Origin of the sequence: Geomicrobium sp. JCM 19055, assembly GCF_000698185.1 — a bacterium.
Lineage (GTDB): Bacteria > Bacillota > Bacilli > Bacillales > Marinococcaceae > Geomicrobium_A > Geomicrobium_A sediminis.
In genome coordinates this window covers 19,057-43,713 of record NZ_BAXL01000029.1, presented here as the reverse complement: position 1 = coordinate 43,713, position 24,657 = coordinate 19,057, and the positions used below count along the sequence as shown (strand labels likewise).

The 24,657-nt window shown below is 41.8% G+C and carries 22 protein-coding genes and 6 pseudogenes; 24 read left to right on the top strand and 4 right to left on the bottom strand.

Features of this window, described 5'->3' with window-relative positions:
- Positions 1–261 precede the first annotated feature (261 nt).
- The 7 genes and pseudogenes from JCM19055_RS30610 to JCM19055_RS20190 form a co-directional block, all read left to right on the top strand.
- A pseudogene (locus JCM19055_RS30610) lies at positions 262–417 on the top strand (IS5/IS1182 family transposase); the annotation flags it as partial.
- Positions 418–1,022: 605 nt separating this feature from the next.
- A pseudogene (locus JCM19055_RS20215) lies at positions 1,023–1,513 on the top strand (GNAT family N-acetyltransferase).
- 133 nt (positions 1,514–1,646) lie between these two features.
- On the top strand, positions 1,647–1,943 hold the full coding sequence (locus JCM19055_RS20210; RefSeq protein ID WP_042361031.1) for a hypothetical protein: 297 nt from the start codon (positions 1,647–1,649) through the stop codon (positions 1,941–1,943).
- A gap of 22 nt (positions 1,944–1,965) precedes the next feature.
- Positions 1,966–2,352, top strand: coding sequence for a CPBP family intramembrane glutamic endopeptidase (locus tag JCM19055_RS20205; RefSeq protein WP_052366605.1), 387 nt, complete (start codon positions 1,966–1,968; stop codon positions 2,350–2,352).
- A 132-nt stretch (positions 2,353–2,484) separates the two neighbouring features.
- A complete protein-coding gene (locus JCM19055_RS20200) occupies positions 2,485–3,498 on the top strand; it encodes an NAD-dependent epimerase/dehydratase family protein (RefSeq protein ID WP_042361030.1) in 1,014 nt (337 codons plus the stop codon).
- Positions 3,499–3,746: 248 nt separating this feature from the next.
- Positions 3,747–4,442: a metallophosphoesterase gene (locus JCM19055_RS20195; RefSeq protein ID WP_042361029.1), complete on the top strand. Its 696-nt coding sequence runs from the start codon at positions 3,747–3,749 to the stop codon at positions 4,440–4,442.
- A 171-nt stretch (positions 4,443–4,613) separates the two neighbouring features.
- On the top strand, positions 4,614–5,393 hold the full coding sequence (locus JCM19055_RS20190) for an MBL fold metallo-hydrolase (RefSeq protein WP_042361028.1): 780 nt from the start codon (positions 4,614–4,616) through the stop codon (positions 5,391–5,393).
- 125 nt (positions 5,394–5,518) lie between these two features.
- On the opposite strand, the gene JCM19055_RS24845 is transcribed toward JCM19055_RS20190, so the two are convergent.
- A complete protein-coding gene (locus JCM19055_RS24845; RefSeq protein ID WP_052366604.1) occupies positions 5,519–6,655 on the bottom strand; it encodes a M28 family peptidase in 1,137 nt (378 codons plus the stop codon).
- Between the two features lie 355 nt (positions 6,656–7,010).
- On the bottom strand, positions 7,011–8,423 hold the full coding sequence (locus JCM19055_RS20180) for a catalase (RefSeq protein WP_081833866.1): 1,413 nt from the start codon (positions 8,421–8,423) through the stop codon (positions 7,011–7,013).
- A 219-nt stretch (positions 8,424–8,642) separates the two neighbouring features.
- Here JCM19055_RS20180 and JCM19055_RS20175 point away from each other — a divergent pair, with 219 nt between their 5' ends.
- Complete coding sequence (locus tag JCM19055_RS20175; RefSeq protein ID WP_042361027.1) at positions 8,643–9,155, top strand: GNAT family N-acetyltransferase; 513 nt, start codon at positions 8,643–8,645, stop codon at positions 9,153–9,155.
- 370 nt (positions 9,156–9,525) lie between these two features.
- Here JCM19055_RS20175 and JCM19055_RS20170 read toward each other — a convergent pair.
- Positions 9,526–10,022: pseudogene (locus JCM19055_RS20170) on the bottom strand (L,D-transpeptidase family protein).
- A 145-nt stretch (positions 10,023–10,167) separates the two neighbouring features.
- On the opposite strand from JCM19055_RS20170, the gene JCM19055_RS20165 reads away from it, so the two are divergent.
- The 11 genes and pseudogenes from JCM19055_RS20165 to JCM19055_RS20135 all read left to right on the top strand — a co-directional run bounded on the left by JCM19055_RS20165 (position 10,168) and on the right by JCM19055_RS20135 (position 17,760).
- Positions 10,168–11,151, top strand: a complete 984-nt coding sequence (locus tag JCM19055_RS20165) for a D-alanyl-D-alanine carboxypeptidase family protein (RefSeq protein ID WP_081833864.1) — start codon at positions 10,168–10,170, stop codon at positions 11,149–11,151.
- 554 nt (positions 11,152–11,705) lie between these two features.
- Complete coding sequence (locus JCM19055_RS27710) at positions 11,706–11,858, top strand: hypothetical protein (protein WP_193745520.1); 153 nt, start codon at positions 11,706–11,708, stop codon at positions 11,856–11,858.
- On the top strand, positions 11,840–12,532 hold the full coding sequence (locus tag JCM19055_RS20160) for a metallophosphoesterase (RefSeq protein WP_193745519.1): 693 nt from the start codon (positions 11,840–11,842) through the stop codon (positions 12,530–12,532). The genes JCM19055_RS27710 and JCM19055_RS20160 overlap by 19 nt, the downstream gene beginning before the upstream one ends.
- An 11-nt stretch (positions 12,533–12,543) precedes the next feature.
- Complete coding sequence (locus JCM19055_RS32390) at positions 12,544–13,017, top strand: ABC transporter ATP-binding protein (protein WP_370543247.1); 474 nt, start codon at positions 12,544–12,546, stop codon at positions 13,015–13,017.
- 7 nt (positions 13,018–13,024) lie between these two features.
- Complete coding sequence (locus JCM19055_RS32385; protein ID WP_370543246.1) at positions 13,025–13,612, top strand: hypothetical protein; 588 nt, start codon at positions 13,025–13,027, stop codon at positions 13,610–13,612.
- A 235-nt stretch (positions 13,613–13,847) separates the two neighbouring features.
- Positions 13,848–14,012 carry a hypothetical protein gene (locus JCM19055_RS30605; protein WP_265182414.1) on the top strand — a complete coding sequence of 55 codons (165 nt, stop codon included), beginning with the start codon at positions 13,848–13,850 and terminating at the stop codon, positions 14,010–14,012.
- 14 nt (positions 14,013–14,026) lie between these two features.
- Positions 14,027–14,488, top strand: coding sequence for a carbohydrate ABC transporter permease (locus tag JCM19055_RS30600; RefSeq protein WP_265182413.1), 462 nt, complete (start codon positions 14,027–14,029; stop codon positions 14,486–14,488).
- Positions 14,485–15,314: pseudogene (locus JCM19055_RS20145) on the top strand (carbohydrate ABC transporter permease). Before JCM19055_RS30600 ends, JCM19055_RS20145 begins: the two are co-directional and overlap by 4 nt.
- Before the next feature lie 21 nt (positions 15,315–15,335).
- A complete protein-coding gene (locus tag JCM19055_RS20140) occupies positions 15,336–16,466 on the top strand; it encodes an ABC transporter substrate-binding protein (RefSeq protein ID WP_052366602.1) in 1,131 nt (376 codons plus the stop codon).
- Positions 16,421–16,627, top strand: coding sequence for a hypothetical protein (locus tag JCM19055_RS24840; protein ID WP_052366601.1), 207 nt, complete (start codon positions 16,421–16,423; stop codon positions 16,625–16,627). Before JCM19055_RS20140 ends, JCM19055_RS24840 begins: the two co-directional genes overlap by 46 nt.
- A gap of 263 nt (positions 16,628–16,890) precedes the next feature.
- Entirely contained in the window at positions 16,891–17,760 is an 870-nt protein-coding gene (locus tag JCM19055_RS20135; protein WP_042361025.1) for a cation diffusion facilitator family transporter, read from the top strand.
- Here the strand turns inward: JCM19055_RS20135 and JCM19055_RS20130 are convergent.
- Positions 17,742–18,670 (bottom strand): annotated as a pseudogene (locus tag JCM19055_RS20130) (patatin-like phospholipase family protein). The gene JCM19055_RS20135 and the pseudogene JCM19055_RS20130 sit on opposite strands and share 19 nt — an antisense overlap.
- Positions 18,671–18,918: 248 nt before the next feature.
- Here JCM19055_RS20130 and JCM19055_RS20125 point away from each other — a divergent pair.
- The 5 genes and pseudogenes from JCM19055_RS20125 (at position 18,919) to JCM19055_RS32375 (ending at position 24,629) form a co-directional block, all read left to right on the top strand.
- Positions 18,919–19,935 carry a TAXI family TRAP transporter solute-binding subunit gene (locus JCM19055_RS20125; protein ID WP_042361024.1) on the top strand — a complete coding sequence of 339 codons (1,017 nt, stop codon included), beginning with the start codon at positions 18,919–18,921 and terminating at the stop codon, positions 19,933–19,935.
- A gap of 416 nt (positions 19,936–20,351) precedes the next feature.
- A pseudogene (locus JCM19055_RS30590) lies at positions 20,352–21,916 on the top strand (TRAP transporter permease).
- A 113-nt stretch (positions 21,917–22,029) separates the two neighbouring features.
- Positions 22,030–23,193 (top strand): acyl-CoA dehydrogenase family protein, encoded by a 1,164-nt coding sequence (locus JCM19055_RS20115; protein WP_042361023.1) that lies wholly within the window; start codon positions 22,030–22,032, stop codon positions 23,191–23,193.
- Positions 23,194–24,009, top strand: a complete 816-nt coding sequence (locus tag JCM19055_RS32380; RefSeq protein ID WP_052366598.1) for a class I adenylate-forming enzyme family protein — start codon at positions 23,194–23,196, stop codon at positions 24,007–24,009.
- The gene (locus JCM19055_RS32375) at positions 23,991–24,629 is read left to right on the top strand and encodes an AMP-binding protein (protein ID WP_370543248.1); all 639 of its coding nucleotides are present in this window, start codon (positions 23,991–23,993) and stop codon (positions 24,627–24,629) included. Before JCM19055_RS32380 ends, JCM19055_RS32375 begins: the two co-directional genes overlap by 19 nt.
- Positions 24,630–24,657 lie beyond the last annotated feature (28 nt).

Below are 24,657 nucleotides of genomic sequence, written 5' to 3'. Positions count from 1 at the left end.
TCTCGCCCCTTTTCCGCAGGCGTCACCGCCTTCCGTTCCAATCAAGGGTGTTTGTTAGAAGAAGAGCTCGTTGACGCACAGAGGTCATAAAATAAATAACCGAAAAAAAGCGGTGTTCGTCATGAACGTATAGCTTGATTTATGGGCGTTCAGTCATCGCCCTATATGAATGTTCAAATACTTATCTATCCGTTGTCTGACGTTAACCTTGTCAATTGAAATATGACATGTCGTTTAAGTACTTTCTAGGGATGGCACCATAAGAAGCGGCATTCCATCGGCAAGTACCTTGAACTCAAGCACCAATACGGGTATGAAATCGCTTCATTCTCGGGACTCTTAAGTATGGAGTTGAAGGATGCTTTTGCCATATTGAGGGTGAACATTAAACGAATTCTCAAGTTAATGTGGTTATAAATTTCAAAGAAATTCTAAAATCATATGGAGATGTGTATCTGTTTTTTTTATATGCTCTGGTCTTTTAGGAGCAAAAAGCTGTTTTTCAGTGGTAGAACGTCTTAGTGCAAATGGCAGATAAGTTTGAAGTTTCAATATGATATAGTGAAACGAACAGAATAAGTTTCAGGGGTGGTTGTTCACCTGTATTCCTCTCGTCACGTCTAAGGTTTATTCGTCGGTGCTGACGACTGGGAGGGGGTGAGGCGTTTATGTATCTCACTTACGAAGCTGCTACTTTAATCGTACTTGTGGCAACCTTCGTATATATGATCGCAAAAGACGCGAACAACACAAAAAAAGTGACCACCCCTGGCTTCCAAACTAGCGGGTAGTCACCGTCACTGGTGAACATCGCCCCAAAAGGGACTTGTTCTGTAGCGCTCTTGGATGTATCAGCATCCAGGAGTGCTTTTAAATTATGCGAATTCTCGATTCATTATACGTGTAGTGTAGCAGATGGAGCAGATTGTAGCAAATTAGGTAAGGCAGTAAATCATGTAATTTGATAAAGAGAAAATCAAAATGCAGTCGTCAACAGATGAGCGAAAGGAGCACAGGAAAACGTGCGAATCGTATCCGCAAATCAATTACCTAGTGGTAAAGTTGAGGAGTTTCTTATTGAACAATGGGGTAGCAAAGAGATGGTACTATCAACTGGTATATTTGATTGTACGACGTTAGACGGGTTTGCAATTGTCAATGCTAGTGATCAAATTCTCGCCTATTGTACATATGTCCTTGATAAAAAAGAATGCGAACTCATTTCTATTGACAGTTTGGAAGAAGGGAAAGGGCTCGGGTCTTCCTTGCTTAGAAGAGTGGAACAGGCAGCAAAGGAACGTCGATGCAAAAAAATCAAGCTGATTACAACAAACGACAATTTACATGCATTAGGTTTTTATCAAAAACGGGGGTATTACTTAACCGAGGTTTATCCAGGCGCTGTAAGGATTGCAAGAGAGAGAAAACCTGAAATCCCTTTATTCGGGAGAATGGCATTCCAATTCATGATGAAATCCTTCTTACAAAGCGATTAGATGAAAGCTTTGAGTAAAAGTGATACTTCGAAGCATGGGACGAGAATTTGAGGTTTAATTTGTCGGAGAGTTCGTATTAATCTTCTCGTTATCTCGCTCTTCTATAGTTGAGGTTACTAAGACTTCATTAGTTTTATAGGAGGTCGAAACATGAGATTTAAACCAAAAGACGTCATCATTACGTTGCTACTTATTGCAACAACCTTAACAATTGTAGTGATTATTAGTGCAAGTTTGACTAGTGTAATCTTCGGTCAATCTGAACGTACTGCAGTTATGACAGTAGGAGTTATTGCATTGATCACCTTGATTTTCTCTTACATTATTATTGATCGAATTATGTTACGAAGAAACAACCAAGGTTGGCAGGCATTAGGGTTTCGAAAAATTTCACTAAGAAAATCAAGCCATTTATTATGGCAAATTCCAGTTTTTTTATCTGTTTAGCCTATTAGCACAGGGAATGATTATGGTCATTTATCATGCATTCTTCCCCATTTCGCTGACAAACCTGGAAGGAACAACGAATTCACTATATGTAGATGTATCAGTTTTCCCGATCGTGTTCTTTCTTGTTGTCATCTTTGCGCCACTTTTTGAAGAGGTTTTCTTAAGAGGTGCTTTGCAAGAGACATTAACGAGGCGGTATGGAAAAAACGTTGCGATTATACTTGGTGCCTGTATTTTTGTATTGATTCATGCGTTTTTAATTGTATTAGCTCCAGCGTACTTTTTATTTGGTTTCTTTCTTGGTTACCTTTATTACCGTTATCAAAGCATCTATGCACCGTTGTTGTTTCATGTGTTTATTAACTTGGTCAACGTGTTAATGGTCTTTTTCGTAACCGTACTTTAATCATGTAAGTCTAAAAAGGCGTTCCTTGTTAATCAAGGTACGCCTTTTTTTTGGTGAAGGGCGTATCTTTATGAACGTTCCTTTCGTTATAGCAAATAACAAAGGCTAAAAAATTGAAGGAGATGATTTGTCATGGACGTATTAGTACTCGGAGGTTCAAGGTTTATAGGAAAACACATCGTTGATCGACTGCTTCATGAAGGTCATGCCGTTACCGTCTTGAATCGCGGAAATCATTCGTATACTTGTTCTAATGTTGAGCAATTAATTGGTGATCGAGACGGTGATTTAGACGTTCTAAAAGGTAGAACGTGGGATGCCGCGATTGATGTTTCTGGTTATATTCCGAGGACGGTTGATAAAGCAAGTGCATGTTTAGCTCAGGTTGTTGCTCATTACACGTACATTTCGAGTATTTCCGTTTATGAGGACTTCTCGAAGGTGGGCTTAACAGAAGAAGATGCGACAAAGCAACTTTCGGAGGGTGAAATCACAGAGTTAACAAAAGGAACGGCAGGCCCCATTTACGGACCGGACTATGGGGGATTAAAAGCAGCGGGTGAGATCGTTGCAGAAAGAAATATACCAGGCCGTACACTAATCATTCGAGCTGGCTTAGTTGTTGGTCCGAATGATTATAGCGACCGATTGCCTTATTGGCTTCTGAGAATAAAACAAGGGGGCGATGTAATTGCGCCGGGAAATCCAAAGCAACAAGTGCAGTTTATCGACGTTAGAGACTTGGCAAGGTGGATCGTCAGTAGTGTAGAGCAGCAAGTTACTGGGATCTATAATGTTACCGGTCCATCACACGTGATGACGATGGAAGACGTATTAAAGGCATGCAACCGTGTATGCAACGACAACGCAAATTTTGTCTGGATCGATGATGAATTTCTGATTGATAAACACGTATTGCCGTGGGAAGAGCTCCCTTTTTGGTTGCCATCGTCATTAAGCGGCGCAGCTTCAGTGAATAATGAAAAAGCGATCAACAAAGGGTTGTCATTTTCACCTTTAAATAGGACCATTCAAGACACTTACGAATGGTTAAGTACCGTTGAAAATATGACACTTTCCAATCTTAAGGCAGGAATGAGTAAAGAAAGGGAACTAGAAGTCATTTCAGCGTGGCATGCGAAGTAGTTGTTAATAAATAGGAGATCGCTGTTTAGCGCTGCTCACAAATCCGTCAGTTTGTTAGTAGCGTAGCACAAAAAGTGAACGCAATGAGGGCTTCTACTCACATAATGAAGGGTTCTGCACAGAAAACGTTAGTTATGGTGGCAGAACAGACTGACATTCTAGTAATTTGTACCGGTCTGCTCACAAAGTTCAGCCGCTGGTGAGTGTCTAAGTCTATGAGTGTTGAAGCGATTAGGAGGATAACCAAAATGAAAATTGCTGCGATCTATGATATTCATGGGAACTATCGGGCGCTAGATGCTGTCTTACACGCAATCGAGAAAGAGAAGGTCGATAAAGTAATTGTAGGAGGAGACATAGCCTGGGGCCCGCAACCGAAGCAAGTAGTGGAACGACTTTATGCTAAGAAAGATGAGTATCATTTTGTAATGGGAAATAGTGATCGAGAGATTTACGAGCAATACAAAGTAACTCCTCGAGTTATTCATACGATGGCAGAAGAAGTAAATCAATGGTGTATTGAGCAATTATCGGATGAGCAATTGGAGTGGTTAGGTTCGTTTGGATTTTCTCATGCTGAAGAAGGGGTCCTGTTTGTACACGGTTCGCCGAGAAGCGATGTTGAAGCGATAAGAATTAACACACCTGTTAAAGAAATCGAACAGATGATAAGTAATACGAAGCAATCGACGATTGTGTGCGGTCATACACACATCCAATTTAAGCGAATGATAGCTTCGAAAAACATCATCAATGCAGGAAGTGTCGGTCTTCAGAGTCGATCACGAGGCGCTTGCTGGTTATGTATTGATTCAAAAGAGATCGAATTGCGAATGACAGAATACGATGTGGAACGTGCAGCAGAAGAAATTCTTCAGGAGAACGCACCGTACAAAGAAGAATTTGCTGCCCATGTGAGAACTCCTCCATATCAGGGACCATAAAAAGTTAAACGCCTACTATTATCTAGATAGAATTATTTTATGAATCTACGGATTCCATTGCAAAACAAGTCAGTCTGTTAATCGAGAGAAATTAATAAAAAAATAAAGGATTTCGCATCATAGTAAAGAAACAAATCAGGTGAGTTGCTTAGTTACTAAGGAGGTTTTACGATGCACGATCTATGGTTTTCCGTTCAAGAACTTCATCCGAATACATATGCCATAAGTGAATACGGACATTGGGAAAAGGTGCATTCTTTTTTGTTAATTGGAGAGAGGCGAGCAGCATTAATTGATACGGGTCTTGGCATTGATTCAATTAAGCGAATGACGGATCAATTAACAGATTTGCCAATCGATGTGATCACTACGCATGTTCACGTTGATCACATTGGGGGTCATGGGGAGTTCGAACGATTGTACGTCCATTCAGAAGAAGCAGATTGGTTGGAAGAAGGAATTAAAGGCTTAACACTCGATCAAATTCGAAAAGATATTGGACGAGATTTAACAAAGAGTCCACCACAATCTTTCAATCCAGATAAGTTCACGCCCTTTACTGGCAAACCGACAGGACTTCTAGAACACAAAGATCGATTTGATCTTGGCGGTCGCACGCTTGTCGTTCATCATACGCCTGGTCATTCACCAGGACACCTAGTCGTTGAAGATCTGACAAATGGGTTGTTATTCACAGGCGACTTATTGTATATCGACTCTCCGATATATGCGTTTTATCCGACGACGGATCCAGTGAAACTGCTCGATTCGCTGGCGTACATCTCTCGTATTCCGAACATTAACAACGTATATGGTTCACACAACACTTTGAGCATCCCAAATACCATTTGGACCGACGTAACCGAAGCTGTTCGCGATTTGTGTGAAAAAGACTTGGCGCATTTTGGGACAGGTGTACATACATATGGTTTGGTAGAAATTCGGTTTTAGGTTTTTTTAGTTTTAGCAAAAAAAAAGACAACCCCTATCAATCAAACATAAAGGTTGTCACTTGAGAACGTTGCTCATAATAGTGCGTGTTCCTTAACCAGCTCAGAGGGATCCTGCATGACTCTCTAATAATCCAATTCTGTCACAGATGTATAAATCAAGTCGCCGACCATTTTAAGTTTCTCGGTGCTGATTTTATCGATGGTATCCTCTGGCGTGTGGTACCATGGCTCTAAGCTATGTGTGCCTGGTTCTCTCCAAATAAAGTTGGCTGCATCGATGCCGACTTGGTGGAAGGCAACGTGATCGGAGGCGCCACGTTGGAATAGGAACAAGATGTCATTGTTTAACGTGTTTGAGGCAGCGTTTGCCTGATGCCACACGTTATTTGCTTGTCCATCGACGACATTTACATACAGTGTGTCTGCAGGTTCCCAATTGGTTGCGACCATGTCCATATTAAAGTTTCCGAAGCTGCGGTTGATTTCTTCTTCAGTGAGTGTCTCTGCATAACGATAGGCCCCAACGAGACCGATTTCCTCAGCGCCAAGAGCGACAAATCGGACTTCCTTATCAACAGGAATGTCTTGCATGACACGAGCAAGTTCTAGTAATGCTGCTGTGCCGGAACCGTTGTCATTTGCACCAGGGGCATTTGGAACACTATCATAATGAGCCGTCAAATAGACAATCTCTGGGTCCTCAACGCCCTCAGCTTCTTTAATGGCAATAACATTTTGTGATTCTTCAGTACCGTTTCTGATATCGAAGTATTCGATGGCTGTTTCGTAGCCAAGGTCAATAAAAATATCTTCAATGTATTCTGCGGCCTCAACTTCTTCTAAGCTACCAGCGACACGCGGACCGATTTCTACACTTAAGTGTTCGATATGGTCCATCGCAAGATCTTCATCAAATGGTAAGTATGCTGCTCTTAACGATTCACCGTGATGAAAAAGCAGTTCGAAAGCATGATCAGAGATCGCATCTTTTTGGTGATGGAGCAAGTTATGGAACCCACCAGTGTGACGAACGAGCTTTTCATTACTCCCTTGGTTTTCATAATGTGAGAGTGTTGTCGCATGCACAGAGAGCTGACGGTATACGTGACTAGAATCAAAATGACCCTCAGCTTCTAAATCAGTAATCAACGATTGGAGCTCTGAAGCGGTATACGGAGAATCTTCAGCTGCATAACTAGGAGTGGTCGTCATTAAGCCCCCGGCTAAGACAATCATTGCTAAACGTGAAAACATTTTCATGTAAAGAACAACTCCCTCTTTTATAATTATTAGAATTTTAAGTAATTAAATCGTACCATATCAACCATTTGGTACTTGAGAACGGAGGGGTTGAATGACAAAAGTATGAGTAAGAGACTATGTCAAAATATCTTTAAAAGACTAAAGGTAGAACATTCAATAGGGTCATAGGATCTGTAGGAGAAGGTCTAAAATCATGTTGAGAAAATTCTTTCTAGGGATATGTTGCTGTTATTGCGTACTTTATGACTATCTATGAAACGACTACTCTATTCAATGTGTTGTTATTACTAGGAACGTTAAAGATTCAAGAACAAAAAAAAGCTAACCCCAGGTAGGGATTAGCTCTATCTATTCATAGCTTAGTGATTTGCTCTGACACACGATTTCCTAATGATGTTGAAGCTGAACACAAGTAGTTAATGACAGTTTGTTGGACTGAGCGATCAATTCCTGCAAGGGCGACGGCGATATTCATGACAAGGTTTGTTTTTTCACTGGAGTTAAGAGAATGATAGTACTCTCCTGCTTGTGAGAAGTCATCGGTTTTCTTAATCGTGGATCGTGTGAGGTGACCTTCGACAAACCGTCCCTCACCACTTGTCACAAGGTTATTTGGTGTCCAGTTTTTTTGAGCATTGACGGGAACTTTCCGGAATTCTGGACCGATGCGTCTACGTTGTGAGTCGAAATAAATGTTCGCTCTGCCTTGTAACATTTTATCATCAGATAGTTCCGCACCTTCAAGTAAATTCGTCGGTGAAAAAGCTAGCTTTTCAATTTGTTCCATGTAGTTTGTTGGATTTTCATTTAATGTCAGCTTTCCGACGGGATGGAGTGGAATGTGTTCCTCATCCCAAACTTTCGTGTCATCTAGAGGGTCAAACGGTAACAAATGAGCATCTTCAGGGTCAAGAATTTGCACGTATAATCCGTATTCTACGAGCTGACCAGAGGCGATTGTATCGTATAAATCCTGACCAGAATAATCTGGGTTTCTTGAAGCTAATTTTTCGGCTTCTTCACTTGTGATGTACTCTTCCCCTGCAAATGGAATCCATGTGTATTTAATGTAATACCGTTGTCCGCGAGCGTTTCGCCATACATACGTATTAACGCTATGCCCTGGAATTTTGCGTAAGCTTTTTACTGTACCTGCATCTGAATAAAGACGAACGACAAAATGAATCGACTCAGGTGCGCGGGCGACAAATGCCCAAAAGCGTGTCGGGTCAATAAGGTTGTTTGTTGGAGAAGGAAGGAACGCACGAATGGCTTCTGGAAAGCGGATGGCATCTCTAACCGAAAAGACTGGAATGTGGTTAAAGACTAGATCGAATACTCCCTCTTTTGTATAAAACTTCGTCGCAAAACCGCGAACGTTACGGGACGTATCAGGTGTTCCTTTCGTACTAACAGCGAGTGAAAACCTCACCGCAATTGGAACGATTGTTCCTGGTGTTTGCAAAAACGGAATCTTTGTGTAGTTGCTCATAGAACTCATCGTTTCAAATGTCCCAAAAGCTCCAAAGCCTTTTACATGAACAGGTCGTTCAAGAATTTTTTCATAAACAAGGTCTTGGTTTGTTTCGTGTGCAATGCTATCTTGTTCTAGAGTTGGACCATTTCTGCCTACGGTTTGAGAATGAAACTTTGCAGGGGCATCGCTCTCCCACTTCGTATGTGTTGAAGGAGATTTAGGATGACTATGATCGGGGTTACGAACCGGTATTTTCTTAAGGGGTTGCTTTTTCGATTGATCGCTCATGAAACCCTCCCGTAATCGTTGACGTTATGAACATCATATTGAAAAGGTCGGAAGGTTATGATTGAGTGGAGTAAGGATCGTAGAAGCAAAGAGGTTTTTTATATTAGTGGAGGGCAGCCAATCGTCTATAGCCTGATTAGGTAGTAAACAACTACCCTCCAAATCGATAAATACCCGATTTGTGAAAAACAAAACATGAAATGTAGTGGAGGTAGAAAAATGATTCGTTCTTATTGCACCTCAGATGTTCCGTATGTCATTGAAGCCCACCGTAAGATTTACAAAGAAGAATATGAATATGATGAATCCTTCGTTATGTTTATCACGCAAAGCATCACATCGCTCCATAAGCGGAATTATCACCGAGAGAACGTATGGATTGTTGACGAACAAGGGCAACAACGAGGCTCAATAGCGATACAAGAAGCCTCGGAAAAGATTGCAAAGCTTGGATTATTCTTAGTAGAGCCTGTCGCTCGGGGCAAAGGATATGCAGAGCAGTTGTTGCAGACTGCCATACGCTTTTGTATCAATCAAGGGTACGAACAAATTGAACTTATTACAAATGCGAACTTATTAGCTGCCAGAAAATTGTATCGTAATAACGGATTTACTCTTATTGCGTCTTGGACAGAAGAGAAGTCGGGCCAAGTGCTTGAAGAAGAGCAGTGGCGTTTGGAACTCTCACCTATTGCTCTGGGTCATTCATTGCCTTTACAGCAACCTTTGTAACGAAGTATGTGAATGAAAGAATAGCCGTACAGATTACTAAAGCAGTTGGTAATGTCATTGTGATGACTCCTGAGTGGTTGTTAGATACAGTTTGCCATCGTTTTTACACTTGTGGGCGAGTTTATCGGCGAAACGCTTTTTCTAATGACTAAGGTGTCGTTTTTAGTACATAAGATGCGTAGAACGTATATCGCTTAAAATAGGGGATCGTTGAGTTTACAAATTTCTTAATTTTACCAACTGAACAAACAGATATGGTAAATTAAGGGCGTAGGAGATCTTGTTATTCTCCATCCTATTAAACCCTCGTTAGTAGTTTACCAGCAAAAACCACGCGCCCTGCACGCGTGGTTTTTGTATGGATAAGTCCCTATGGTGAGATTGTTACTGACGTACCATTGGAACGAGCCTTGCAAGTTCTTCTACATCTGCGTTATGCATGCGAATGCATCCGTGAGAGACAGCATGACCGATCGATGAGGGGTCATTCGTCCCGTGGATTCCGTAATGTAGTTTTGATAAAGAAAGCCACATCGTTCCGAACGGTCCACCGGGATTGGGTTCACGATCGACAATGACGAAGCTTCCAATGGGTGTTGCAGTAACCATTCGACCGACCGCAATCGGGAAGGTTCTCATTACACGACCGTTGTAGTACAGCGTTAATGTACGAGAATTGACGGAGATGTGGATTGAGTAAGGGACATTTGCAGGATCAGGTAAGTTAGGGATGATTATCATTTGACCTGGGTAAATCCGATTAGGATCAATATTTGGATTTGCTTGCAAGATTGAGGGAAGGGAACGTCTGTAATTGGCGGCGATTGTAGTAAGTGTTTCCCCAGGAAGAACGGTATGACGGTACAAACAATCACACCCTTTCAGTTTTTACTAGTATATGTATCACTTGAGTAATGAGTCTAATATAACAAAATCTAGGACTATATTTTTAATCTTTGTAACTAAAATGTAAATCGTCAAACGAACTTTTTTTACAGTACAATTTTACCCAATGGAGTTTATGGACAAGGGTGGTTCAATGAAACGTGTTGGGTTAATGGGAGTACTTGCTTTCATATGCATAGGTGGGGTTCAACAAGTAGAAGCGAGTGAACAACCACAATTAGTTAGTGAATCAGCAATATTAATGGACGCCAAATCAGGGGAAGTCCTTTACGATAAACAAGGGAATGCACAGATGTATCCGGCGAGCCTTACGAAGATCGCTACGACGATTATGGCTTTAGAACGAGGCGATTTAGATACAAACGTGACGATTACAGAAGAAGCAATTGATGTAGTAGGGACGACGGTTTTTTTAATGGAAGATGAGGAATTACCTCTAGAACAGTTGGTAAAAGGAATGCTCATTAATTCTGGAAATGATGCAAGTAGTGCAGTTGCCTTGGAACTTTCAGGTTCTAAAGAAGCATTTATTGAAGAGTTTAACGAGTATTTACAAACCACGGTCGGTTTAGAAGATACATATTTTACGAATCCACATGGGTTATTTCATGAGAACCATGTAACGACGGCGTATGATCTTGCGACGCTCACTCAATATGCGATGCAAAATGAAGAATTCCGGGAAATGTCAGCAATTGAAACACTTGATTGGCAGAGTGAAAGTTGGGAAACGACGATCATCAACCATCATCAATTGGTGCGCGACCATGAAGAAATTCTCGGGGTGAAAAACGGTTTTGTCTCGCAGTCAGGCTTTACGTTATCCACATTTGCAGAAGTGGACGACACAGAGTTGGTGGCGATTACGCTAAACGCACCAACGGCTGATGATACGTATCGTGACACACTTGAGTTGTTTCGTTATGGTTTTGAAAATTACGCCACTGAAACATTACCAGAAGGGGAGCAGTTCCAAGGCTCAGATGGGTTAACCTACGAGGCAGCAGATGAGATGTTTTATACGACTGCTCGTGCAAATGACGTAACGAAAGAAGTGCAAGACGGTGGCTTACTCGTTGTAAAAAAATGATGATCAAGTTGTCTTAGAAGAGTTGTTAACCCCATTTGAAGAACAAACGGTTCAAGCTAAAAGTGAGAATAAGGAAAGTGAAGACACATCATTTTCTCTTTTTAATTGGATCAAAGATTTATGGCCATGGTAAAGGTGACTTCCTGAATCAGAAGTTTATTTACAGTGTCGAATCAGTGCTGACGGTTAAATTGAGGGAATTTCCGTGTTAACCCCCTCAATTTAGATATAAAATCGCCACATACAAGCGTTTGTGTGGTGATTTTTAAGTTTTATGATGGGATTTTAAAGATTTATCTTCAATTTAAGGGTAAAAATCCAACAGACATGAGGTCATTTGCATTGCTTTTGTAAACATAGCTGTTGTGGTAGAGACGCCTACACCTAGTAAGTGAATGATGAGTATCTAGACCTCCCTAAGGGGAGGTTTTTTAATGTGATTTACATTGTTAACAGAAAATTTATACAATTATTGGTTTATTTATCACAAATTCAAATGACCTCAACATTCAACCGTTACACTAACGTTGATCATATTGATGGAGGGATCATAAATGTTGACGTTGGCGTTAATAGGGGATTTGCATTATCCAGTTTTAGAAAATGAAAGTATCGAGTTTCAGACGACAAGAGAACGATTCTTCAGTAAGTTTATGAATGATTCTTACGTATTCCTGCTGATTATCATTTGTCCATCGGTGATTTGACGCACCATGGGAAACAGGATGAATTTAAGCAAATCTATAACGAAATTACCTCAACAGAAGCAAATTGGAAGCATGTGCTTGGCAATCACGACCTGTATTCACTACGTAAGAAAGAAGTTGAAGTGTTAATCAATCAACCTCGTTACCAAGCCTTTACGACGGAAGAAGGGTTGTTTGTACTTCTTGATACGACAAGGGAAAGGCGACCTGATGATTGGAGTGGAATTATTGATCTTGAGCAGTATGAGTGGCTTGAGAAATTGGTCCATGAACATACTGACCTTCCGATCTTCGTGTTTGCCCATCATCCGTTATACAATACGACGACTCGTTCTGCTGAATGGAATGGATCGATTGTTCGTGAGGATGCTGTTCACCAACTGCTTACGTCACATAAACGTGGAGGCTATTATTTCTGTGGTCATTGTCACGTGCATTCCATCTTCAAACAAAATCAATGGAGCTATATCCAGACAGCAGCGGTGTATGATCATCCAGTTGCAAGGTTGGTAACGATTCATAATGGAAGGCTCGATACGAGTCTTTATGAAATTGGGGATGATCAACTCCTTAAGGATGCTCAATTTATTCACCACAACGTGTACAAACAAGAAACACCATTCCATACACTCGGACGTTATGAAGATCAAAAACGAACGCTCAGTTTATCTTAGGAGGTGAGCAGATGGCAGAGATTCGTTTTGAAAACGTAAAGAAGACGTATGGTGAAGATACGATTATCCCAGATATGAACATGACGATTAAAGACGGTTCTTTTACGGTCATTGTAGGTCCATCGGGCTGTGGGAAATCCACGACGCTTCGAATGATTGCAGGACTTGAAACACAAACGGAAGGAAACATTTACATTGGTGATCGACTCGTAAATGACGTGAGTCCTGGGAAACGAAACGTATCGATGGTATTCCAAAATTACGCACTATATCCAACGATGAGCGTGAAAGGCAATATTGAGTTTGGATTGAAAAACCGTAAAGTTCCGAAAGCAGAACGACAGAAGCTAATTGAAGAAGTCGCAGAGATCGTGGGTCTAACTCCTTACTTAAATAAGAAGCCTCAAAAATTGTCAGGAGGGCAGCGTCAACGTGTGGCACTCGCTAGAGCCATGGTGAAAAAAACCAGATGTCTTTATCCTTGATGAGCCGTTGTCGAATCTTGATGCAAAATTAAGGCAACAAATGCGTTCCGAGCTCGTTCAACTCCATGCCAAGCTTGGAACAACGTTCGTGTATGTCACCCATGATCAAGTAGAAGCAATGTCTATGGGGGATGAAATTGTGTTATTAGATCAAGGGGAAATTATGCAGATGGCACCGCCACTTGATTTATACAATTATCCAGCAAATCGCTTTACAGCACAGTTCATCGGTACACCACCAATGAATCTTGTGTCCGTCGATCAGTTGCCATCTGCGGGTTTTAGTGAAAAAGCTGTCGAACAGATTGGTTTTCGACCAGAAAAAGCAAAATTACGACATTTCCCGGGAAATGATCAGTTTTCAATGCCGTGTACGATTTTAAATCGGGAAACCCTCGGTTCAGAAATCATTTATCGACTGGATACGTTCGCAGGGAAGTTGTATGCGAAGACGTTTAATGAACCGGTCGTTGACGACGAGCAACTATTTGTATCGGTTAATAATGAAGATATTTATTACTTTAAAGAAAACGGTCGTTGCATCGCGCCATACCTTAATCGAGAGACTCCAATAAAAGTGAGGAGTACAGTGTAATGAGTCGTTGGTTGGAACGTTTTCGGCCGTATCTAATGGTCGCTCCTGCGATCATCGTATTCGTTTTGTTTTTTTATCTATCCGATTGGCTATATGATTTATTTAAGTTTTCATGAATGGGACTTTATTAGCCCGGACAAACAATTTGTCGGGCTAGATAATTTCGCTGGATTAAGTGAGCATCCCGAATTCCTGAAATCACTAGAGAATACGTTTGTGTTTACGTTTTTTTAGTGTGGGGATTACGACAGTCTTAGCACTTCTACTGGCCCTTTGGATTAATCGTCCGACGAGATTCTATGGATTTGTTCAAGGTGCGGTTTTTAGTCCACATATTATATCACTCGTATCCATCGCCATGCTTTGGATGTGGTTAATGGACCTCAATACGGACTTCTAAACTGGGGCCTAGAAATGTTTGGTCTGCCTCAATCAGAATGGCTTGCTTCACCTGAAACCGCGTTGTACTCCATTATTCTTGTCGCAATTTGGAAAAGCATTGGGTTCAATACACTGATCATTATTGCAGGTTTACAGAGCATTCCGCCTCATCTGTATGAAGCAGCAGCATTAGATCAGAGTAGTCGGTTTACGTCATTTGCGAAGATTACGTTTCCGATGATTTCACCGACGTTGTTTTTCTTAATTATTATGAATCTAATTGGGAGCTTTCAAGTATTTGAAACGATCGACATCATGACGCAAGGTGGACCACTTCAATCAACAAATACGCTCGTCTATTACATTTATGAATACGGGTTTCGCTTCTTCCAACTCGGTTATGCGTCATCAGCAGGTGTCATCTTACTAATCGTTCTATCGATATTAACGGTTCTTTATTTCTTCCTCATGAGTAGGAGGGTGCATTATCAATGAAAACGAGTCGCTTTGCTTTAAAAGGATTAAATGTACTCGGTTTGCTCATCGTCATTGCGATCTTTGCTACACCATTTGTGTGGATGGCAGTGACCTCGGTTAAATCGTTAAGTGAAACGATTACGTTTCCGCCTGTATGGGTTCCTGAGACGATTCGTTTTGAGAACTTTGCGCTCGCATGGGATTCTGGTCCGTTTCTTAGGTATTTTGTGAACAGCCTTATCGTTACCTTGTCGATTCTCGTGTTGCAATTGTTCACGATTGTGCCTGCTGCTTACGCGTTTGCAAGGTATCGTTTTTTTTGCTGATCGGGCGTTGTTTGCACTCACGATGATTACATTAATGATCCCTACTCAGCTAATCTTTCTTCCAGTGTATTTGCAATTTAGCTCTTGGGGTCTTTTGGATACACATCTAGCGTTGATTTTACCGTTTGCTGCCAATGCGTTTGCGATTTTTATGCTTCGACAGACGTTTAAGCAAGTCCCAGAAGAGTTGTTGGAAGCCGCTCGCTTGGATCAAGCTAGCGAGTGGAAAATTATGTATATGGTTATGGTGCCGATGGCAAAGCCGACGATCATTACATTGTTGTTATTTAGTTTTATTACGCATTGGAATGATTATTTTTGGCCGCTCGTTATGACGACAACGGACGCTAGCCGGACGTTGCCGGTAGGAATTTCTGCGCTTACTAACGTTGAAGGTGGTGTTGCGTGGCACATTATGATGGCCGGCAACATGATTCTAGTTGTACCGATTCTGATTATCTTTTTTTATCGCACAACGTCATATTATTCGTGCATTTGTGTACACCGGTGTGAAATAACGTAAAAGGAGGCATCATCTGATGCGAAATTATCCACTAGCATTTGCAATTGCTTCATCAGCAGCACTGATTCTTGGAGGTTGTACAAATGAGTCAGAGGAGAGTGCTGCACAGTCAACGCAATCTGGAGACGGTCCGGTAGAGATTGAATTTTGGTATGCGTTTGGTGACAAAATTGGTGAGAACAACGAGGCGCTTGTTGAAGAGTTTAATGCTTCTCAAGATGAGATCGTCGTTAATGCCCATTATCAAGGGGATTATGCTGATCTTCACTCACAGACACAAGCAAGTGTTGCTGCAGGGAATGCGCCTCACGTCACGTTAAATGAAATTGCATCGATGGGGGCGTTTGCTGAGGCAGGAATGACCGAGGATTTGACACCTTACATTGAGAATGATGATGTAGACTTAGATGACTTTGTTGAAGGATTAATGGGCAATTCCTACGTTAATGATGGCATCTACGGATTACCATATTTAAGAAGTACACCGATTCTTTACTTAAACAAGACGTTATTAGAAGAGGAAGGGTTGGACCCAGAAGGTCCACAAACGTGGGAAGAATTTGAGCAATACTCAGAAACGATATCTAATGATGAAGGTCGAGTTGGGATCACACTGCCAGTTAACGTCTGGTTCTACGAGGCTTTCGTTAAGCAAAGCGGTGGGTCGGTCCTAAATGAAGATGAGACAGAAGCTAGCTTTAATGAAGCACCTGGCGTTGAAGCAGTCGACTACATTAAAGGGATGTATGACAGTGGGAGCATTAAAGTACCAACAGGAGATGAAGCAGGTCAAATCGCATTGCAAGACTTCTCAAATCAACAATCTGCAATGGCGTTTAGTTCAACAGCAGATCTAACGAATTACATGTCCATTGCCGAAGAAAATGGCTTTGAATTAAATACTGCATTTATGCCGAAGAACGAACAATTTGGCACGCCTACAGGTGGCGCGAATCTCGTTATGATCTCGAGTCATCCTGAAGAAGAAAAAGCAGCTGCTTGGGAATTTATCAAATGGATGACTGAGCCAGAACAAACGATCACAGCTAGTCAAAACACAGGTATTTACCAATGCGACAATCTGCCATTGAAAGTGATGAGATGCAAGCTTTGTATGAGGAAGTTCCCCAATTTAAAGTTGCCGTAGACCAATTAGAATATGCTGGACCAAGACCATTAAACGCTAACTATTCAGAAGCACAAAACATTCTCAGAGATGCAATTACATCTGCACTCATTCAAGAAGACGTTACTACTCAAGAAGCTCTTGATGAAGCGGCAGAACGAATTAATGGGTTATTGAAATAAAGGCAGAAGGAAGGAGAGACAGTCTACATGTCCCTCCTTCTTTTGTGTGTGTAAAAATATTTTTCATACAGTTTTTCGATCATTTAGTTGATCGGACTTGTTCAGGAGCAATCTAGAACCCTTTGATACATAAGGAGTTTCTACTGACCAACATTTTTTACGATGCAACATAGGTTTGCTTTTGGAGAAAAAGGTTTCTGTAGACCCACTTGATTTGGCTTTGCTAAGCTTCGATTACAAGATTGTGAGGGTGGGGAGTAGCGATGGAACAAAAGCGTTATTCTGATTTGAAGCGCGGTGAGCGAGGGGCATATTTAAGTTTAGTCACCTATATTTTACTAGCTGTTGTGAAGATTTGGGTTGCTTACATCACAAGTTCAGCCGCTTTACGAGCAGATGGTCTAAACAATGCAACGGATATTATCGTTTCAATCGCAGTTTTAATCGGATTACGTATTGCGCAAAGACCACCAGATCACAATCATCCGTACGGTCATTTTCGCGCAGAAACAGTCGCATCACTTGTTGCATCATTTATTATCATGCTGATCGGTTTGCACGTACTATTTGAAGCAATGATGAACTTGTTTTCAGGAGAAGTGGTCAAGCCTGATTTAACAGCGGCTTGGGTCGGGGCCGTGAGTTTCATTGTAATGATGGGTGTGTATCGCTACAACGCCAAGTTAGGAAAACAAATCAAAAGCCAAGCAATCCAATCTGTTGCAAAAGACAACCTATCTGATGCGCTCGTTAGTGCTGCAGCAACGTTAGGAATTTTAGGTGCACAGTTTGGATTGCCATGGTTAGATGTTGTGTTGGCGGTCATTGTCGGTGGAATTATTTGTAAGACGGCCTTTGACATTTTCCGTAAAGCAACGTATCACTTAACCGATGGTTTTCAGGAGCAGGAGTTACAAGCTTTTCGTAATACGATCTTGTCAATCAGTGAAGTTGAACAAGTCAAAGAAGTGAAAGCGCGTTATTATGGAAGTAGTAGTGCAGTGGAAGTCGTCATTGCAGTTGATCGTAGGCTTGATATTGTCGATGCGCATAACATTTCAACAGCTGTCGAAAAACGAATGATTGAAGAACATGAAGCGATTGGTGTCCTCGTTCACGTTGAGCCGTCTTGAGTCTTTTCCAATTTACGTTTTCGTTTATGCGCTTCAAAATCCCATTTTGACAGGAATTTCGTAGCGGAATCGTAGCCCGATTGGTAAAGGAAGGCAAGCATGTCTTCTGATAGATCAAAGTCAGTAGCAGTAATATCGCCGGTTGGAATTTTAATCGTACGATCTGAAGTGGATGCGGTAAAGTACTTCATATCATGAGCTTGCATCATCGTTTTGAAGATGCTTTTGGCAAGGTGAATGGGAGTTGCAATCGTTGCTTGTACATGAACTTCATCTTTTACGAAATGGAAACCGAACGTTGGAAATTCAGGATTCTCACGGTCAAATAACCAAATCGGAAAATTACTCAAAATCCCTCCATCAATAATATAGGATTTTTTAGCGTTGTTTGTACGCCAAACGACAGGACGATAAAAGAATGGAAGTGACGTACTCATCGCAACCGCTTTTGAAATGTTGAACTGCTCGATATCAATGCCATAACGGTCCAGGTCATCAGGAAATACAATCATTTGACCGTTTGTAATATCTGAGGCAATGATTTTAAGTCGTTCTTCAGGTAAATCTGCAAAGGTTTGCACACCTTTAGATAAAAGACGCTCATGAATCCATCGCTCCAAGTAATCGTTGTTATAGAACCCTAAATGAACAAACAAATGAATCACGTTTCCAATAATCGGGATACGATTGAGCCATGTGCGTCCTTTAAGTTGGTGATAGTCAAAGTCGAGTAGTAGCTTACGAATTTCTTGACTTGAATATCCAGCAGCAAGGAGCGCAGCGATAATTGAGCCGACTGAAGTGCCTGCTAACCGGACCCATTCAACATCATGTTCTTCCATTGCTTGAAGGCACCGGCAAACGCAATTCCACGAATGCCTCCACCTTCAAAAACGCCATCAGCTTTCATAGAGTTCACCTCATTTTTTTAGCATATGCTCATCCCATAAAGGTAAATGCAGAAAGGATATGCAACATTTTATCGAGAAATGGGTGAAAAGGTTGTCAAATGATATGAAAGGCGGATCGCAACCCATATTTGAATTATCGATTCAATAATGAGTTATAAATCCAACAATAACGCCTTTATCGTAAGCGCTTTCATTTGGTATGGATTTTGCATCTACTGTAATGCAGATAGAAAGGAGGAGGATGAAGGTGAGTAGGATAAAACTTGGAGTTGGATTACTTACATGTAGTTTATTGTTAAGTTCTTGCCAGTTAGGCGGTGAACGTAGCGATTATCAACATGCACACATTTCAGGACCGACAGGATCTGGGTGGTACCCTCTGTCGACGCTTTTCTCTGATATATGGCTTGATGAAATTGATGAACTGCAGGTAACCGTTGTTGAGGGCGGAGCAATTGGCAACATTCGTGAAGTTAACACAGCAAGAGACGTGCAATCGGGATTTGCGTTTGCATCAGATTTCATTGATGCACTGAATGGTCGTGGTGCTTTTGAAGGGGAACCTCAAGAAAATGTACGAGCACTCGGCGCTTTTTACCCGACGATGTGGAATTTCGCGGTACTTGAGAATAGTCCGTATGAGTCACTTGATGATGTGCTCTTGCACGGGGCAGATGCGATCAATGGTAACCCTGGTGATGCAAGTGAAGCGACATTTCGTAGGGTGTTTGAAGCGATGGGGTATGACCATGTAGTTTTAGAAGAAGAACATGATGTAGGCATTAGTTATGGGGGTTACGGAGATGCAGCGAATCAACTCCGAGACGGTTTGATTGACCTTACGGTACAGGGAGGTGGGCCTGGAGTGCCAGCGTTAACAGAAGTTGACGCAATGCGTCCGCTCAGGTTGTTAGAGATTCCTGATGAAGCGCTTGAAGCACTCGAAGAAGGCGGGTACGGCTACTCTACCGATTTAAGCATTCCAGCTGGAACGTACTCGAACCAGACGGAAGATGTGAATACAGTCGCAAGTTGGGCGATGATGGTCGTTAATAAAGATATGAATGAAGATCTCGTATACGAGATGACAAAACAAATTTGGGAACACGTCGATCGGGTTCAAGATGAACAACCGAGTCGGGGCGCCTGGTTTGATCCTGAGATGGCAGTTAGTGTGATTGATGATCCTGAGGAGAACTTCCACCCTGGTGCACTTCGTTATTATGAGGAGGTTGGTGCATTTGAAAGGGGGAGTGAGTCGTGACGAACAAACTAAAGCTAACGCCAGATGGAAAAATAGATTTAAAAGTTGCAGAAGAAAAGAATAATACAGACATCGAACGTGCGTTTAATAACCCTGATGGAGAAGTAGGCTGGAGAAGAATTCGACGTTTCATTATTGCGGCGATTGCGATTGGACTCGCGATATACGTTCTTTATTATGCAGCGTATGGTGGATTTCCGGCATGGCAACATCGCGCCATCTTCACCTCAATCGGATTAATTCTCTGTTTTGCTTGTTTTCCGTATAAAAAGGGGAAAAAGCAAGGTCACTTACTTTTTGATGTATTGCCTTTAGTATTATCGATTTCCTTATTGATTCATGCGTTTTTAGCTTATCCAGATATTGCATTGCGTCAAGGAGCGTCCTCGACATTTGACCAGATCGTTGCAACATTAATGATCTTTTTAATTATCGAAGGTGTTCGCCGTACAATCGGTCATGCAATGGCGGTTTTGGCACTTTTCTTTTGGGCGTATATTTTTATTGGTCCGCTCTTCCCAGGTATTCTCGGTCACCAAGGGTTTAGCTATGGAAGAATGACGGATGCGTTGTTTATTACAACGAATGGGATCTTTAGTGACCCGATTTATGTCGCTTCTACTGTACTTATCATTTTCTTGATCTTTGCAGCATTTATGATGCGTACTGGAGTCGGACAGTTTTTCATTGAGTTTGCCTTTGCATTAACAGGTCGTATTCGTGGCGGCCCTGCACTTGCCTCGGTTCTTTCCAGTGGGTTGCTTGCAACGATTACTGGGAACGGGGCAGCGAACGCGTCCATGACAGGTCCATTTACCATCCACTCATGAAGCAAGTAGGATACAATCGTACATTTGCAGCTGGGGTAGAAGCTGTATCTTCTCAAGGTGGACAAATTATGCCACCGATTATGGGGGCAGCAGCCTTTGTTATGGCAGAGTTTACAGGAATTCCTTACATTGAGATTGCGGCTTACGCATTAATACCAGCGTTGTTGTTTTTCACTGTAGTAGGTGCTGTAATCTATTTCCAAGCAAGAAGACTCGGATTAGAAGGTATACCAAGAAAGCAACTACCGAATTTGAAACATATTCTACTAACAAAAGGGTATTTAATTATTCCACTCGTGCTAATCATCGTGTTAATGGTGTTAGGAACGAGCCCGATGAGAGCAGGGCTTTGGGCATTAGGTTCAGTTATTGTACTTAGTCTATTCAGAAAAGAAAGTCGATTGAATTTACTCTCTGTTTTAGCTGCACTTGAGGCAGGAATAAAAAATGCAATTCCAACTGTGATGGCTTGTGCAGGTGCAGGGATAATTGCAGGCTCGGTGATTATGACCGGACTAGGAATGAGTTTCTCTAGATTCGCCATTGACTTGTCAGGTGGTCAGCTTCTTCCTATGCTTCTTATGATTATGATTGCCTGTATCATCCTTGGAATGGGTATGCCAACCGTGTCTGCATACGTCATTTTAGCAACAGTAGCAGCAGGTGCACTCGTACAACTCGATGTTCCAGTAATCGTTGCACATTTCTTTGTGTTCTACTTTGGGATCTTTTCTGGAATTACACCACCGGTTGCGATTACGTCCTTTATTACGGCCGGGATTGCGGGTAGTAATCCACTTAAAACGTCTGTTTACTCGTTACGAATTGGGATGGCAGGATTTATTCTACCGTATATGCTCGTTTACAATCCTGCACTTTCGTTAGAAGGAAGTACGTTTGATATCGTGTTTGGTATTTTCACAGCAACGTTAGGACTTGTTGCCTTTGCTGCCTTTGTTGAAGGTTGTGTGTTAAAACGAGTGAACATCGTCGAACGCTTAATTCTTCTTGTGTCAGCGATCTTGCTCGTATACCAAGAGATTTATACTGATTTGATTGGAATTGCACTCGTTATTGGAATCTTTGTCTATCAATGGAAGAAAGGCAATTCGACAGATCTTAAGGCGGGTAAGCAATCACTTAACCAATAACTCAATTTTGACTTGATGGTTGGGGAGATGTTGCGGAACGATGGCTTCCTAAGGGTGGCATCGTTTTTGCAATATATTGAATCAGATTCAGATTATTTGAGGAGGAATTTTTGATGGACTTTAAATTAACAGAAGAAAACTTACAGATGAAAACGATGATTCGTAATTTCGTAGATAAAGAGGTTGATCCTTACGCGAATGAAATTGAAGAAAGTGAAGAAATTCCCACTCATCTTCTTGAAAAGGCTAAAGAGCTCGGATTATTCGGTTTAAGCATTCCTGAAGAGTACGGTGGAATCGGTTTAAACACTGTCGGGAAATGTACGGTCTTAGAGCAACTAGGCAGAACACACAACGCCTATGTATCACTAATTGGGGCACATACTGGAATCGGAAGTATGGGAATCGTACGCCTTGCAAACGAACACCTTAAGGAAAAGTACTTACCAGACCTAGCATCGGGCAATAAAATCGCTTGTTTTGCTTTGAGTGAGCCTGGTGCGGGTTCTGATGCGACGAACCTTTCAACGACAGCTGAAAAAAGAGGCGATCACTGGATTTTAAATGGGACAAAGCATTTCATTACGAACGCTCCGTTTGCGGATGTCTTCACTGTTTTTGCATTGACGGATCGTGAAAAAGGCGCTAAAGGTGGCATTACAGCCTTTGTTGTTGAACGAGACTTCCCAGGAATTACAATCGGTAAGCCGGATAAGAAAATGGGACTTAGAGGTTCAAAAACAGCACAAGTTGTCTTTGAAAACTGTGAAGTTCCAGCTGAAAATGTAATCGGTGAAGTAGGCATGGGGTATGTTAGTGCTTTGACAATTCTCGGTGAAGGACGAGTCGGCCTTGGCGCTCGTTCCGTCGGATCATGTGACAAATTAATCGAGTTATCAACAGAATATGCACTCGAGCGTAAGCAATTCGGAAAGCCGATTGCTGATCAACAAGCAGTGCAATTTATGCTCGCTGATATGAAAACGGAAACAGAAGCTGCTCGTTCTTTAACCTATCGTGGTGCTTGGTTACTTGACCAAGGCGAGAAAGCAATTCAAGAATGCTCAATGGCGAAACTGTTCGCAACAGATGTGTACAACCGTGTGGCTGATAAAGCAGTTCAAATCCATGGTGGAATGGGTTATATGGCAGAGTACCCAGCAGAGCGTTACTATCGCGATGCAAGAATTACGAAGATTTATGAAGGGACGAATGAAATTCAACGAGTAATTATTGCAAAGCAGTTACTTAAACAACAAGCAAAGGTTACGAACTAAATGAATCCATCCTTAACGAAACAGAATAGCGTCATCAATCAAATACCAGAAGGTTCTTTGTTTCAGTTTTTAGAAGAGAGTGCCGTAACGTATCGGGATCGCATTGCGGTCATTGATGACGGCAGAGAATTCACCTATGATACGCTCTACAAACAGACGCTACACTTGTCAACGCTTCTTGCATCTAAAGGCGTGAAACAAGGGGATCGCGTGATGCTCATGCTTCCAAATTGCGTCGAATATGTCCTTTCTTATTATGCAATTCTTCGACTCGGTGCCATTGTCGTACAAGTGAATCCAGGTTATCAGAGCGAAGAGTTAAGTCATATGTATTCGATTGCTGAGCCTTGTTTATGGATTGGGGAGTCGATTCATAAAGATAAGGTTGAACCGTTGAAGTTGCAATGTTTGTTCGTTGATGAAGACCTTAGTACACATTCAAATGAAGATCTTGAACGTGTTGACCTACCAGACGTGACCATTAATGCAAAGGAAGATGTTGCGGTCATTCAATTTACTGGTGGGACAACGGGCATTCCAAAAGGAGCGATGTTAACACATCGTAATTTAATGGCTAATGTTGTTCAGACGTTTGCCTTTGCACATGGCACATATGAACGGGGCGAAGAAGTGTTTTTAGGTGTGTCGCCGTTTTATCATGTACTCGGTATGTCGAGCGTGATGAATCAAGGTTTGTACGCGGGTGCAACAATCGTAACGATGAGAAAATGGAACGTGGAACAAGGCTTACGTTTAATTGAGACGTATGAGCGACATACTTTCCAGCGGTTCCAACGATCTATATTAGTATTTTAGACTATGCAAAAGAGCATCCCGTCCATTTAAAGAGTTTCAAAGTGATGACGAGTGGCAGTGCGCCTATGCCAGTAGAAATCATTCGTCAAATGGAGAAATTAAGTGATGGTGGGGTTATTTCAGAAGGCTATGGATTATCAGAGTCATCTCCAACGACACACCGCAATCCATTTAGTGGCTTAAGAAAGATTGGTAGTATCGGCATTCCACTACCAGATACCGAGTGTCGCATTGTTCATGTCGATCATGGCGAGGACCTTGGAATCAATGAAGCAGGGGAACTGCTTATCAAAGGTCCTCAAGTGATGAAAGGCTACTTTAGAGACGTGGAGTCAACCGCGATGCAATTGCAAGATGGATGGCTCGCAACCGGTGATATTGCAACCGTCGATGAAGACGGCTATTACTACATTGTCGGACGAAAGAAAGAAATGGTCATCGGAAGTGGCTATAACATTTATCCAAATGAAGTCGAAGATGTTCTGTACACGCATGAGTTCATACTCGAAGTTAGTGTGTACGGCGTACCTGACCGTTACCGCGGCGAAACGTTAGCAGCATCTGTCGTCTTGAAAAAAAGGAACAGCACTAACAGAAGACGAGTTAAGAGCATGGTGTAAAGAACGCCTTGCCGCCTACAAAGTCCCT

Bases quoted from the DNA above. Each gene is read 5' to 3' on its own strand.
- JCM19055_RS20210 (WP_042361031.1), top strand. From the start codon at position 1,647: ATGAGATTTAAACCAAAAGACGTCATCATTACGTTGCTACTTATTGCA.
- JCM19055_RS20205 (WP_052366605.1), top strand. From the start codon at position 1,966: ATGGTCATTTATCATGCATTCTTCCCCATTTCGCTGACAAACCTGGAA.
- JCM19055_RS20200 (WP_042361030.1), top strand. From the start codon at position 2,485: ATGGACGTATTAGTACTCGGAGGTTCAAGGTTTATAGGAAAACACATC.
- JCM19055_RS20195 (WP_042361029.1), top strand. From the start codon at position 3,747: ATGAAAATTGCTGCGATCTATGATATTCATGGGAACTATCGGGCGCTA.
- JCM19055_RS20190 (WP_042361028.1), top strand. From the start codon at position 4,614: ATGCACGATCTATGGTTTTCCGTTCAAGAACTTCATCCGAATACATAT.
- JCM19055_RS24845 (WP_052366604.1), bottom strand. From the start codon at position 6,655: ATGAAAATGTTTTCACGTTTAGCAATGATTGTCTTAGCCGGGGGCTTA.
- JCM19055_RS20180 (WP_081833866.1), bottom strand. From the start codon at position 8,423: ATGAGCGATCAATCGAAAAAGCAACCCCTTAAGAAAATACCGGTTCGT.
- JCM19055_RS20175 (WP_042361027.1), top strand. From the start codon at position 8,643: ATGATTCGTTCTTATTGCACCTCAGATGTTCCGTATGTCATTGAAGCC.
- JCM19055_RS20165 (WP_081833864.1), top strand. From the start codon at position 10,168: ATGGAGTTTATGGACAAGGGTGGTTCAATGAAACGTGTTGGGTTAATG.
- JCM19055_RS27710 (WP_193745520.1), top strand. From the start codon at position 11,706: ATGTTGACGTTGGCGTTAATAGGGGATTTGCATTATCCAGTTTTAGAA.
- JCM19055_RS32390 (WP_370543247.1), top strand. From the start codon at position 12,544: ATGGCAGAGATTCGTTTTGAAAACGTAAAGAAGACGTATGGTGAAGAT.
- JCM19055_RS30600 (WP_265182413.1), top strand. From the start codon at position 14,027: ATGTTTGGTCTGCCTCAATCAGAATGGCTTGCTTCACCTGAAACCGCG.
- JCM19055_RS20140 (WP_052366602.1), top strand. From the start codon at position 15,336: ATGCGAAATTATCCACTAGCATTTGCAATTGCTTCATCAGCAGCACTG.
- JCM19055_RS24840 (WP_052366601.1), top strand. From the start codon at position 16,421: ATGCAAGCTTTGTATGAGGAAGTTCCCCAATTTAAAGTTGCCGTAGAC.
- JCM19055_RS20135 (WP_042361025.1), top strand. From the start codon at position 16,891: ATGGAACAAAAGCGTTATTCTGATTTGAAGCGCGGTGAGCGAGGGGCA.
- JCM19055_RS20115 (WP_042361023.1), top strand. From the start codon at position 22,030: ATGGACTTTAAATTAACAGAAGAAAACTTACAGATGAAAACGATGATT.
- JCM19055_RS32380 (WP_052366598.1), top strand. From the start codon at position 23,194: ATGAATCCATCCTTAACGAAACAGAATAGCGTCATCAATCAAATACCA.